The organism is Caballeronia sp. LjRoot29 (genome assembly GCF_964252755.1).
Taxonomy (GTDB): Bacteria; Pseudomonadota; Gammaproteobacteria; order Burkholderiales; family Burkholderiaceae; genus Caballeronia.
The window spans coordinates 77,129-90,404 of the sequence record NZ_CAXUPU020000032.1; the positions used below are offsets into that span (position 1 = coordinate 77,129).

General features: G+C 56.4%; 9 protein-coding genes and 2 pseudogenes. 9 read left to right on the forward strand and 2 right to left on the reverse strand.

Going from position 1 to position 13,276, the window contains the following annotated elements; translation table 11 throughout:
• Nucleotides 1-53: 53 nt before the first annotated feature.
• A complete protein-coding gene (locus ACSQ83_RS27760; RefSeq protein WP_436230399.1) occupies nt 54-188 on the reverse strand; it encodes a hypothetical protein in 135 nt (44 codons plus the stop codon).
• Between the two features lie 1,098 nt (nt 189-1,286).
• Between ACSQ83_RS27760 and ACSQ83_RS27765 the strand changes: the two genes are divergently transcribed.
• From ACSQ83_RS27765 to ACSQ83_RS27775, 3 genes are all read left to right on the forward strand, one after another.
• The gene (locus ACSQ83_RS27765; RefSeq protein ID WP_436230400.1) at nt 1,287-1,700 is read left to right on the forward strand and encodes a MarR family winged helix-turn-helix transcriptional regulator; all 414 of its coding nucleotides are present in this window, start codon (nt 1,287-1,289) and stop codon (nt 1,698-1,700) included.
• 109 nt (nt 1,701-1,809) lie between these two features.
• Entirely contained in the window at nt 1,810-3,621 is a 1,812-nt protein-coding gene (locus ACSQ83_RS27770) for a chloride channel protein (protein ID WP_436230401.1), read from the forward strand.
• A gap of 236 nt (nt 3,622-3,857) precedes the next feature.
• Nucleotides 3,858-5,030, forward strand: a complete 1,173-nt coding sequence (locus ACSQ83_RS27775) for an HPP family protein (protein ID WP_436230402.1) — start codon at nt 3,858-3,860, stop codon at nt 5,028-5,030.
• A 123-nt stretch (nt 5,031-5,153) separates the two neighbouring features.
• Here the strand turns inward: ACSQ83_RS27775 and ACSQ83_RS27780 are convergent, their stop codons facing one another.
• Nucleotides 5,154-5,474, reverse strand: a complete 321-nt coding sequence (locus ACSQ83_RS27780; RefSeq protein ID WP_436230403.1) for a DUF1840 domain-containing protein — start codon at nt 5,472-5,474, stop codon at nt 5,154-5,156.
• A 495-nt stretch (nt 5,475-5,969) separates the two neighbouring features.
• Between ACSQ83_RS27780 and ACSQ83_RS27785 the strand changes: the two genes are divergently transcribed.
• The 6 genes and pseudogenes from ACSQ83_RS27785 to ACSQ83_RS27810 form a co-directional block, all read left to right on the forward strand.
• Nucleotides 5,970-6,155, forward strand: a complete 186-nt coding sequence (locus ACSQ83_RS27785) for a hypothetical protein (protein WP_436230404.1) — start codon at nt 5,970-5,972, stop codon at nt 6,153-6,155.
• A gap of 15 nt (nt 6,156-6,170) precedes the next feature.
• The gene (locus ACSQ83_RS27790; protein WP_436230405.1) at nt 6,171-6,617 is read left to right on the forward strand and encodes a universal stress protein; all 447 of its coding nucleotides are present in this window, start codon (nt 6,171-6,173) and stop codon (nt 6,615-6,617) included.
• Nucleotides 6,618-7,442: 825 nt separating this feature from the next.
• Nucleotides 7,443-8,363, forward strand: coding sequence for a transcriptional regulator CynR (gene cynR / locus ACSQ83_RS27795; RefSeq protein ID WP_436230406.1), 921 nt, complete (start codon nt 7,443-7,445; stop codon nt 8,361-8,363).
• A 1,433-nt stretch (nt 8,364-9,796) separates the two neighbouring features.
• Complete coding sequence (locus tag ACSQ83_RS27800; RefSeq protein WP_436230407.1) at nt 9,797-10,126, forward strand: hypothetical protein; 330 nt, start codon at nt 9,797-9,799, stop codon at nt 10,124-10,126.
• 1,006 nt (nt 10,127-11,132) lie between these two features.
• A pseudogene (gene cysM / locus ACSQ83_RS27805) lies at nt 11,133-12,036 on the forward strand (cysteine synthase CysM).
• A gap of 48 nt (nt 12,037-12,084) precedes the next feature.
• Nucleotides 12,085-12,834, forward strand: a pseudogene (locus tag ACSQ83_RS27810) (transposase); the annotation flags it as partial.
• Nucleotides 12,835-13,276: the final 442 nt, after the last annotated feature.

Consider the following 13,276-nt stretch of genomic DNA (forward strand, 5'->3'; position numbering starts at 1 on the left):
GATCTGCTCCAAATCACGATCACTCGTCACCACGTCCTTGCGGGCAACGTCCACTAGAAGGCGTCCGCCGACGCAATCGCCGAGACAAGTGTGTTGATTTCAAAGTCCGCGATGGGCGCGTCCGCTACCCACGACAGATCATCGCCTGGCAGGAAATCCTGACGCTTGTACAACAGATGCGCTTTCATGATCCGATACGCTCTTTTAAGTGACCGTAGTCAGCCGCTACCCACGCACGAGCGAAAGTACTGAAGACCAATTATCCGCGTGGCGCCTTCTTACCGTCGGGCATCAGGGGCAAATGATGATGCTCTGTACTTGTAAAGTTGGGCATGATGTCCGCTAGCGGAGAAACCGCGTCGATAGAAGGGACTGTTTTGAAGTCACGCTGCCGACTAGTAACCGCCAAACTCTGCCCTCCACGTATCCGTTCCAAGCTGGCCTTGGCAAGACGACCCCAACCGGAGGGAGCATGGCTTCTAAATCGGCGCGAGCAATCACGCCGATCAGTCGCTGTATCCCGTTGACCACCAATAAAAGCTTTCTCCTGTGTCTGTTTAACGGATTGACTGTTACGCCGAATTTCGGTCTACTGAGACGTTGATGACGGCGGTACCCGTGACCACAGTGCTAGTAAGCGTCAACAGCCTCCTAGGGTCAGCTCGCCGTCGCAAGTGGTCCCTCAACGACCCGAGACCAGCGGTTTCCAGCCCAGACTCGGAGGGCGTTTATTGATGCAGATTTCCCGGCGCTGCCTGTATAGCCGCGGCGCAAACGCGTGCGAGCCACTGCGAAAAGTCAGTTTGGACCATCATACCGATTTCGAAAGCGCCTGCTACGGAAGAGAATATGCATCGTATCATGATACTTTTACTTGCCGAAGGCAACATCTAGCTGTCCGCCGAAGTAGTGAAAGACCGCACAGATCCTTCAAACGCGAACGCGAACCCGATCATGTTCAGTGTCTTAGGCCTTATGTTGCGGTCGGCAACCGTTCGCCGGCGATATCCTTGTAGCAAGCGATGGGAAAATGGAACCCAATTCAGGCGACCCGGCGTGAGCGGCTAGACTTCATTGCGTCACATCGACGGTCAAAGAATGGGCGCGCTCGCCTGCGGTTAAAAGCGGTATTGGCGCTGACAAGTCGTTTGGCGCTATCTCCATCGCGAGACAACTTGCAATACTGGATGCGACTCGCCGGCCGAGTTGCACCGGTCGAATCCTGACGTGATACGATCACGTTATGATAGGTTTAATCCAGCTTATATCTAGAAGGCATCTAACCAGTGAGCACGATCAATCGCGCAGTGCGCAAACAAGACTTCGAACAACTTTCGGCGTTTCGCTATCAGATGCGCCTTTTCGAGCGGTTTTCCGAACGCGCCGCGCAAAACGAAGGCATCACGCCACTACAGTACCTGCTGCTCTTGCACATCAAGGGATATCCAGATCGAGACTGGGCAACGGTTGGCGAATTGGCTGAACGACTTCAGGCGCACCATCACGGGGTTGTCGCGCTTGTCACGCGATGTGAGGCATTGGGGCTTGTAGAACGACGCCACAGTTCAGTCGATCGTCGGCAAGTTGAAGTTCGTCTCCTGCACCCGGGTGAGAAAATCCTGCTGCGATTGGCCGAACTGCATCGGGCCGAACTGAGATCGCTCTCTAATACCTTCCAGGTTCCGCAAATCGATTACTGATTCGCCAATGTGGCTGTTTGGGGCGCCTCTCCGGAGTCGCGGTTTCCTGAAGAGCGACCGAGTCTGCCATAAAAGTCATACGTTATTCCACTTTCGTCCGGGAGTCGATGTGCAAGAGCATGCTTCACGAGGAGATTTCGCAGTCAACGGGCGACTTCTTCGTATCACAGCAATAGCAGCGGTCGTAGGCGCCATCAGCACAATTGCCGCCTACGTCCTGCTGCACCTGATCAATTTTTTCACAAATCTTTTCTTTTTTCAGACGGCTTCATTCGCCAATCACTCCCCCGCAAACAACGCACTTGGACTTTGGGTCATCGCTATCCCCGTTGTAGGAGGGCTCGTTATCGGCCTGATTGCACGGTACGGCAGCGAGGCGATTCGGGGACACGGGATTCCCGAGGCGATCGAGGCCATCCTCTTCGGAAAGAGCAAGATGTCGCCCAAGGTTGCCGTGCTCAAGCCGCTTTCTTCAGCTATCGCCATTGGCAGCGGCGGACCTTTTGGCGCGGAAGGCCCGATCATTATGACGGGCGGTGCGATCGGGTCGCTGATTGCGCAATATTTCCATTTGACAGGCGGTGAGCGCAAAACCCTGCTCGTAGCCGGCGCCGTTGCCGGGATGACAGCCGTCTTCGGGACCCCGGTGGCGGCCGTGCTCCTCGCCGTCGAGCTTCTGTTGTTCGAACTTCGGCCACGCAGTCTGCTTCCCGCCGCCGTGGCATGCGCGGTCGCCGGGTTCACCCGCCCTCTCGTCATCGGCAGCGGCGCACTTTTCCCGATGCAAACGCTCCCTCTCGGTCCTACCGGTCTGCTTTCATGTGTGTGCGCAGGGTTATTGGCTGGCGCCATGTCTTGGGGATTATCCTCGGCCCTCTACAAGGTCGAAGATCTTTTCGGCAAGCTGCCGGTACACTGGATGTGGTGGCCCGCGCTCGGCGGCCTGGCTGTCGGCATCGGTGGCTATTTTGAACCTCGCGCGTTGGGGGTTGGGTATGACGTCATTGGGGACCTTCTTCATAACCACCTCGCGATCAGTGTCGTAGTCGGCCTAATATTAGTCAAAGCCTTGATCTGGGTGATCGCGCTTGGCTCGGGCACCTCGGGAGGCGTACTGGCTCCTCTGCTCATGATGGGCGCAGCAATGGGCGCCGTTCTTGGACCATGGATGCCGGGTGGTGAGCCGGCAGTATGGCCTTTGATTTTTATGGCCGCGACGCTCGGCGGGATGATGCGTGCCCCGATCATGGCGACAGTTTTCGCATTCGAGTTGACGCATGATGCCAACGTGTTGCTGCCGCTGCTGATGGCCTCAGCTGTTGCATACGGTTTTACAGTCGTGCTGATGCGCCGCTCCATCCTGACCGAAAAGATTGCACGCCGGGGATATCACATCTATCGCGAGTACGGAATTGATCCGCTTGAGCGTCACTTTGCCGAGGAAGTAATGACGCGGGAAGTACAAACAATCGACGCTCAAATGCGCTTGGTGGACGCTTTGTCTATCTACTTTGGCCCAACGCAGAAACACCGGGCGTTTCCAGTAACTAACAACAACGCGCTGGTGGGCATGCTCGACCGCGAGGCGCTTGTCAAGCAGAGCAATGAGAACGCTGCATCGACAATTCAAGAACTATTTGGCGCAAACCAACCCGTTGTTGCATTGCCCGGAGAAACGTGCCGGACCATTGCAAACCGGCTTGCGGTGCACGGCCTTGAGCGGTTGCCCGTCGTATCGGACATCGCAACCCGCCGTTTAATCGGAGTGATCAGCCGTAGCGACTTAGTGAAGCCATCGCTCGCCCATTTTAACGAAGAGGAGCGACGGGAGCTTTTTCGCCGAACGCCTGTGCACGGACTCAAGAAGCGCTTTATGACTGCGGATCGATCGGCCGACGCAAACCAGTCCGATGGTGTATGACTTATCGCCGTCTCGGGCACCTGTTGGGTCTCGAGACGGCTCGCTAGCTATCCCGAACGTAGAGCCGGACCGGTATCAACGTAACCGGTGCTCAGTGCTGACCCCCGCGTCCTTTCCTAGATCACTTTCGGCGAGGTAGAGCGCTCAAAAAAAGGCCCCGCGCTGCTACGCGAAACTTCTCGAAAAATCCTCCAGCGTTTCTGCAATCCGTAACTTGATTTGGGAATTGACAACTCATGTCTCGCGCCTCGATATCACGTTGGTTAGTCAGCTTTAAGCCGTTGCCGGTCGCCATCGGATGGCCTGAGCGTCTGCGGTCGTGTCTTGGCGCGCTGATTGGAATTGCCTTTACCGGCGGTTTGATGTTTGTTTGGTTGGGCAGTGATAGCGGTCTTCCGCTCTTGGTCGCCCCGATGGGTGCCTCAGCAGTCCTATTGTTTGCTGTTCCAGCGAGCCCGCTTGCGCAACCGTGGTCAATCATTGGCGGGAACATCGTTTCGGCGATCGTTGGTGTTGCTTGCGCCAAGGCAATGCCCAACCCAATGGATGCGGCGCCGTTAGCGATCATGCTTGCAATCGCTGGGATGTTTGCGTTCCGATGTTTGCATCCGCCGTCGGGCGCCGTGGCGCTTACTGCCGTGCTTGGCGGCCCCGGTATTCACTCGCTCGGCTATGGCTTCGTGATTGCGCCGATCGCAGTCCAGTCATTCGCCTTGTTGGGCCTTGCGATCGTTTTCCACGCTGCCACAGGACATCGCTACCCGCACGCAGCTTCAAAGCTGAAGGACTTGAGGGCAAGCGCCGCCGAGCGCGCGGCGCACGGCACCCAAAGCTTTACACGCGCAGACCTTCAGGCTGTAATAGGTCGCCGAAAAGAAATTCTGGATATCGACCTTGGTGACCTGGAGTCCTTGCTTGCTGAGGTTCAGCTGCAATCCTACATTCGCACGTTTTCCGGACTGACCTGCGGGGACATCATGTCGACGCCTGCCATTTCGGTACCGCCGACAGCGACCATTCGAGCAGCTGCACGGCTGCTACGACGCAATGACATAAAGGCGCTCCCAGTCGTTGACGACACGGCGGCCGTCATGGGTATCATCACGCGAGCAGATGCCGATAACAGCATTCGACGCGGTCTTACCCGGCAAATGTCGATGTGGCTGGAACAATGTCTATCAGGGCGGCACAGCGAAATGCTGAACGTCTCCAGGATAATGACTGTTCACGTTTCGACAGTCGCCGCCACAACACCAATCGCGAGCTTAGTACCCATCTTTGCGGCGCATGGTCATCACCATATTCCGGTGCTTGATTCGAATGCCAGGCTTGTAGGCATGATCACCCAAGCGGATCTGATTTTCGGGCTATATCAGCAGACGGAACTTCAGCACGAAGCGGCTCAATAAGCTTTTCACGGCTCGGTCAAAACGGGAGCGGATAGTGCAGCATTTGTAAGCGCAATGCTTCGACTGTCCGTTGTTGCGTTCCAGTCCCGAAATGAGGCTTTCGTTGGGCGCGGAGATAGCCCACTAGAGGCCCCAAATGATGTCCGCATGGTGCTTTTGCGCTTCACGTAGCATGTCCAGGAAAGGGAAGGCGCGCTGCGACAGCGATCCGACGTTGTTATCGTAACTATCGCGACCGGAGTAATGCGCGGTTTCATGTTCTGCCGCAATTTTCTGTTGGACTGATATTGCTTCCTCCAACGCGGCGATAGCGCCAGGAACTTCGTCGCTCGCAATCACGCCGTGCGCGTTAAGCCGCTTGCCAATAATGCCAACCAGGAAGCTCGCCAGATCGGTCAGCATCTGCACATCCGGCGCGGCACGGGATTTGAACGTAACTAGCATTGTCGGTGCCCTCCACATTTGTGACCACGTTTAGGTCTGATCTCAGATGACCACATCAGATTTCCGTTTTGAAGTCATCCAAACGCTTGGTGCATACTATCCTATCACGTTGTGATATTAATGTCCTGTTGCTTGATAGCTTTACTAGAAACCCAGTGGACGTTAAAGCCAAACTGACGACAAGAACAAGCGAGCATTGCGAAACGTGGACCCGTCGACAATGAAGGCTGGCGCTCTCGAAAAGCGCCTCGAAGGGCTATTCCCGCCGTCGGCTAATGTTTGAGCATTTTCTGAGTCGATTAGGGCAGGAAATGAGCAGCGCGTCGGTAAGTTAGCGGTCACGCAGAGAAGAAGGAACAACAATAGTGACATATATCACAGCGTGACCTATAATGGAGCTGTCAAGGTCCAATTTTAGTCCTAAGGTGCGGCGAGCAGCGGCGATGGCTTACCTTTTTCGCTGGCGACACCCTACTTTTTGGAAGGTTGCCAATTGTGCTGATTACCACAAATTTTGAACTCTGCTATTTGATCGGTGTGTTCGCATTGCTCGGGGTCATCCTGATTGGCGCGTTTCTTAGTGCGATTCACCTCGATCGATGGCATCCGAAACTGATCAGCGCAATGGTTGGTGCGCTGCTTGGATTCGCGTTGATTGAGGCAGTGTCGGTTATCACCTGATCGAAGGCGTCTACTATGGTGCCGTTTGAGCGCGTTCTCCTGTGTTATGACGGGACCTCGGAAGGTCGCGCCGCTTTGCAATGCGGCGGCGCATTGGTGCAGCTGCTGCACGCCGAGGCACATTTGCTCGCAATTCTTGACTGCTCTTATTGGGCGAAAGGGTTCGATGTGTTATCGGCCGTGAGCTTCGACTTAAGCGAACAAGCGATGCAGGCGGTTCTTCGGGAAGGCATCGATAAGCTGCGTGGTTTCGGGGTCGCGGCGACCGGGCATACGTTGTTTGGCAACCCTATCGATGAGATTCCTCACCTTGCGAAATCCCTGAACGTAGACCTGATCGTAATTGGTCATCATCGGGAGAGCGTATTCTCGCGCTGGTGGACGGGCGAGAATCATGCATTGCTTCTCGATCGGGTGTCATGCGATGTTCTGTTCGAGGTTTCCGCGACGCCATGCGGATAGCTGGCCGGAGGCTGCGAGCAAGTATTCGATCGTGGCCACGCGCATGGGGTCAAGCGCGTTGTGCCGGACCGGTTTTGTTTTGCGACGTCGGTCGCTCGGGGGCCATACGTTGGCGATCCAGCTTATGACAGCTATCCGCGAGCCATCACCCCCTTTCGCCCCAGGACGGCGGCGAGCACTCTTTATCGTAGCGGACCTCCCTTTGTTCGCGATCGCTGAGTTAATCCAGTTGCCTATCGCAATGCATCCCCTCCCGTGTCGCTTACCGTCCGCTTGCAAGACGCCGCCAGGCGATTTTGCGTGCAGTAAGTGCACCGCGCGGGAGTCGGACATGGCGGCGGGCTTGTGCTCGGTTACGCCACGCCGTCCCGTTACGGCGCGCTGAATCCGGCGGCTGTGTTGAAACCTGCTGCCTATCCCCGAGCCCGGCAAAACGGCCGTGGATCTCCGCTTTTGCCAGTATCTCTTGCGGCAGGAGTTCTACCATTGCGAAGGTAGCCAGCGCTCCTACTGCGATGAGGACGATTGAAGCCACGACAACTGTTTGCATTTTTGCCTCCTTTCGATGACCGCATAAGCGTCCATAGCGACGGTGGAACCTTCCGTGCGCGCCCGGATAAGCGCCGCGGCGTTAGCGCACGGTCGCATCGCCCGTTTCGAGCTTCCAGGGTCAGCGGCTGCCAACGCGCTCACGTGTTACCGTCGCGATTCGCTTGACGAGCGACAAGACATCGCCGCCGCAAGTATGATTTTGCCGAGTGCATTTTTCTTCGTCCAAGACTGGATTCGGATGGAGGCAATAAGAAACGCTTATGGGAGGATGGCATGTTACTTCGCCACATTCGATATCTGATAGCGGTTGCCGAGCATGGGAACTTCACGCGTGCCGCTGAGACGCTTCGGGTGTCACAGCCCGCTCTATCGCAACAGATCCGCCAACTCGAAAGCCGATTAGGTCGGCAACTCTTTGATCGCACCGGCCGGATGGTTCGGCTAACCGATTTCGGATCGGCCTATATCGTCTACGCACGACGTGCCCTGCTCGACCTCGATGCGGGAAGGCGGGCATTAGGCGATGTACGTGACCTGTCGTGTGGTCAGGTCCGTGTCGCCGTGACGCCGACGTTCACTGAATACCTCGTCGGACCGCTCATCGGACGGTTTCGCACCTTGTACCCCGCGATCAGTGTTGAATTGTCCGAGAGTCCGCTAGAGGCCGTCGAGGCGGCGTTGAACAATGACCAAATCGATATCGGAATCGGTTTTTCCGACGTGCGCTCCGACGACATCGACGTAGAGCCGCTCTTCGGCGAGCGATTGACACTGGTTGCCGGTGGCGCACATCCTCTGGCACGGAGTTCGATCACTGTGGTGCCGAATCAGCTCGCCGACATTCCGCTTGCGCTCTTGACGGGCAACTTTGTTTCGCGACGCTATGTGGACGACTATTTCCTCGCACATCGAATTAAGCCAACGATAGCGCTTCAAGCGAATTCAATTAGTGCAGTTCTGAAGCTTATCCGCCGCGGCGAGATCGCGGCCATTTTGCCGAGCGCCATGCAACACGAGCATCCTGACCTGTCATATGTGCCGCTCGATCCGCCCTTTCCCGTGCGCACCGCCGCGCTGCTTCGTCGTCGACACGCATACCATACAGTCGCATCGATTACGTTCTGCGCATTGTTGAGAGAGATGCTACTCACGGGAGAACTTTCGAGATTAAAAGCGTTTGCCACGAGTGACTGAGGCGTCCGCATCGGGCCGAGGGGCTACGTGCGACTAAGCCAGACTGCTCGGAACCGGGCACGTCCTATCTTGCGGAGACGCCAAATCTTCCCTGACACCAGCCATTTCGAGCGTTAAATTTGCGCCCCGTCAAATGGCCGTTTTAGCTCGCGCTAATAAGAGCGAACGATCGCTTCGTCACTGGCTAGAGGTGCCCGCTGGTCGATTACCGTGGCGATCTGCCTTCCAGTCCGGACCCTCTCTATATCAGCAGGTGTCGAACGTGCGCTCGGGGCTGCTTCGTGTGCACCTGACCATCGGTCACGACGCTGTCGGAGTTGTGAGAGCGTCCCGGGCACTGTGATTCTATGTCCTCATCAGCCGTCGAAATGGCAGTTCTCCAACCCCCGGTACGCATAAATGCGAGCGAGTTCGCGCAAATCGAGCGAGAAACTGAGCCTTCGTATTGATGCGTCATAAACGCATAAGCTTTGCGATTTGGCCCGTCGTCCGCTGCATGTCTGAAATTTTGTTCAAAATGATCGGCACAAATGATACGCGCGCGGGGATTTGTTGCGGATGGGCCATACAACCGCCTTGCCAGACGGATCTCCGGTGCGAAGATGCGCAACCCGTTCACACCGCTTTCGATGTTTTCCGATAACTGAGCCCGTCAATTCGAGCAGCGAAACGCCGACTTGGGATCACATTTCTAACCCGCCATCTTTCGGATCCAGGCAGTCCGTGCTTTCAATAATCTCCTGGCGCCGGCGCGGACAAAGCGCCCTTCAATTGCCTACAGAATTCTGTTGTAATACCGCCTTGTTAATGTCATACTGTGATATATATATGCGTCCTATCCAGATCAGGGCGATTCACGAATTGCGGCGGCACTTTTACGCTGCAACAGAAGGCAAGCCGGAAGAAGCGATATGCTTTGGAACTTGGATTTGGTCGTCGCATTCGAATGGGCGTAGCAAGCGTTCCGTTGCTTGCTTTCGGATTCGAGACGACCCAAGCTGCGTCGTTGAAGTCGCCCTCTTTCGCTTTGAGCGCGGCCGGAATTGGCTGGATGGTGGGCCAGATTGGTCCCACGAAGTTCGGTCGTACTTTGCTGCTTCCAGGCCCAGGATTCGATCTCGCGCTACCCTATTTTGGGAGCCGCCGCGCACTCAACCGTCGGGGGTTGCAAGGCCGTGAGTTCGATCTGTACCGTTAGGTTTGGGGTACTCTCGCCATTCGCCAGGCGGGAGATATAAGACGCAGGCGAGGTGCCGTCACATCGGTCCGTTTCGTCCCGTTAATTGAGTCGCCCGTTCGGGAACACACAGTGTACGGCGCCCTAATTTGTTGATCCGGCCGATTCCTGAAGAGACGCAGAAAAGCCTATCCGAGCCGCTACCAACCATTAGGTTTAGCGGCTTCCGACACAAAGCAGCCAAGGGGTATGTTGAATGACAGTCGCCATCGCCCAAACTATCGCGGCAGAAGCAGATCGTTTCTTCGTCAAGAATCCGAAGCGCCGCTATTTTGTTCGGGTCGCCAAAATTGATCTTGCGACCAACTTCTGCAAGCTCTTTATCATCCCCAACGAGACACCCGCATACTACGGGGTAGCCATTGATTGGCGGATCGAAAACGAGCCACGATCGCTTGACGAACTCCTATGCTGGTTCAATACGGACCCTTACGCGGAGTTATTGATCGAGGCGCTATTGCCTGATACCGCTCGTGTAACTGGAGACAACTCGGTAGCTTTATCCAAGCGACGGCTGTTCTCATGAATGCGGATGAGCGCAAAACTTGGAAACCTTGAGGTTAGTGCAAGGCCAGATAGCGCCTTAGCAGGGAGCGTGTGTATTGCGTCGCACAACGCTATCTCGAATCGACAGGATTGTCAGGTCTGGCCCGTGGCGATCCTCGAACGAGTCGTCCAAATTCCTTATTGTCCTTGTTGCGTGCGTGTCGTGCATCCACAACCGATCGCGCGCAACCGGCTTCAACGCGGCGATGAACATTCTTCGGCGAGATGAAAAAGGACGCCGGCTGGTCATAGCGATGGGATTTCCGGGTGACCGTCTTACCAGGCCCGCGCGTTCTTAGGCGCTAGTCAGACTGCCCATTTGAATCTTGCACCGCTGTACGTTTTGCTGCGATCGTGCGATTTCGCGCGATTTCGCGCGAGTCTCGCGTGCCGCGTCCGCGGACGCCCGCAAGGCAGGCATGTGAAGCCCCCGCGCCCGAAACTGGAGGCTTCTGAGCCCATCAAATTTTGATTCAGTTTTGAAGTCGGCTCTGGCTGCATTTCGCTGCTCCCCTTGGACGAAGGAAGCTGGCCCCGCATTATCAAGACTCTGCGCAGCTTCCCGTTGAGTTGAGAAATAGGGAGCTTGGGGCAGTCCTCGGCGCGAACCGGTCGGGACGACAGCAACGGCCGCCGCAATATCTAACTGTTGTCGCGTTACAAGTATTACCCGGAACACGACGCCACTGTGCTGCTGGCGCCTAGCACGGTTCTGCACGGATGCATAACGATTAACCGTGTGCTGTGCTGCGATAGCGGCGCTTTATCGTGACCTTACAACATATCGAGAGTACGGCATGATTCTCGTGAATTCACTTCGTGGCGGAGAAAATGATGCGCTTAGTCGAGCCGATCTACTCGGATACGCCGTCGCGGAGATACCAACGGGGCAGAGAGGCGACGCACGCCGGTAACTGTATGTTGCTCGCCTGGCCGTATCACCCGAGCTCTTACAGCTCATCGCGTTGACCCATTGGAATAAGATCGTGTCCTACAAGACCGTTGAAGATACCATCGGCAACACGCCGCTGGTGCAGTTGCAATCCATCCCTGGTAGCGATATTGGAGAAGCGGGGACCGTGGTACTCGGCAAGCTTGAGGGGTACAACCCCGCGGGTTCGGTGAAGGACCGACCCGCACTGTCGATGATCAAAAAGGCGGAAGCCCGCGGTCAATATCAAGCCGGGCGACACGCTGATCGAATCCACTAGTGGCAACACGGGTATCGCGCTTGCAATGGTGGCTGCTATCCGAGGCTACAAAATGGTCTTGGTCACGCCGGAAGATATCTCAGTGGAGCGCCGCCAAAGCATGGCGGCCTTCGGCGCGCAGATTATTCTGACGCCCGCAACCGGCGGGATGGAATACGCACGAGACCTGGCCGAACAAATGCAACAGGACGGCAAGGGCATAATTCTCGACCAGTTCGCTAATGCTGACAATCCGCTGGCCCACTACGAGACGACAGGACCCGAGATTTGGCGTGACACAGCAGGTCGCGTAACCCATTTTGTCTCCGCGATGGGGACTACCGGCACGATAATGGGTGTGTCTCGATTTCTGAAAGAACAGAGCGGCAGCGTCGAAATTGTTGGAGTGCAACCGGAAGATGGTTCGCGCATCGCAGGCATCCGTAGATGGCCGGAAACCCATACACCAAAGATTTTCGAAAGAACCCGCATCGATCGGATCGAGTCCGTGACTCAGGCGGCGTCAGAGGCAATGGTCCGGCGCTTGGCTGCTGAAGAAGGCATCTTTTGCGGTGTCTCCGCAGCGGGTGCATGTGAAGTTGCTTTGCGGATCGCCCGGCAGCTAGAGGGGGCAACAATCGTTTTCGTCGTATGCGACCGGGGCGACCGATATCTGTCGACCGGACTATTTCCCGCTTAGAGGGTTAGCTGCTCGTTGATGGCGCGATGGTCCCCCGGCGCTGCACGACTGGTTGAACAGATTTCCTACAAGATGCTGTTCCGCTGGTTCGTCGGCCTGCCGATGGACGGGACCGTGTGGGACCACTCGACGTTTAGCAAAAACCGCGACCGGTTGCTTTAACACGATGTGCTGGTGTTGCTTTTTAACGAGACAGTCGAGACCGCGCGCGAGCGCGGGTCTCTTTCTGGGGACCTTAAGCGTCGGCGGCACGTTGATTCGGGGCATGGGCTAGGCACAAGAGGGCTGCGCCCAAGGCAGGTCTAGGCGATAATGCGCCTCCTGAAAAACCGGCGGCGCAGAATGACAACTGGCAGGGACAGAAACGCAGTAACGAGACGCAGCGATCCACGAATGACGTGCAGGCGCGCCCATTTCGCATGAGCAAGGGAACAGGAGCGATGCTCTGTTATATGAGCCACGAGTTGACCGACAACCGACACGACTTGGCGGTCAACGCTGGGGTAAGGCTGACGACGGACACCGCCGAGCACGACGCGGCCGGGTTGGCGCTCGCCGACGCCGCGAGTTGCGCCGCTCGGCATCACGGTCGGCGCTGACAAGAACTGCGACACTGCCGGCTTCGTCGCCAGCTGTCGAGTGAATCGTCACGCCGCATGTGGCGCAAAACGGTGGACGCCCGGGCAGTTCAGCAATTGACGAACGAACTACGCGCTGGGCGGGTTACGCGGTGAGCTAGCAAAAAGTAATCGCATTGCGCAGGTATTCGGATGGGGCAAGACAGTCAGACGAATGCGATCGTATTGCGCACATTAACGCCGCTGTCATTGCTGCGTACCTTCACGTGCTGTTCCATTCGGCCTGCTAAACCATGGTGAATCGACTTTGCGCGCGGAGCAGGTGATCCGAGCACCATACGCAACTGCTCCGCAGGTGCGAAAAGAAGTTGCATGGGGCGGTTCTCAGCACACCGATGTCCGAAGCATGGCCAGTTTCCTTTGGGAGGTAAGCGAGTCTATGAACGAGATCGGAGTACGCGCCAGGTCAACTGCGCACTCACGCAACCCCACCCACACGGGTTTCTTCCAGCCGGCAACGATCGGCGATGACAAGGTCTAGCGCTACCCGGCTATATCCCGGATCTGTTACTCGCGCACGCACCCTGCCACCTTCAATAGCGCGACGCCAAGGACACCGGCCTAATCAGGGACGATCAGAATAGAAATCAACCTGTTCTTAC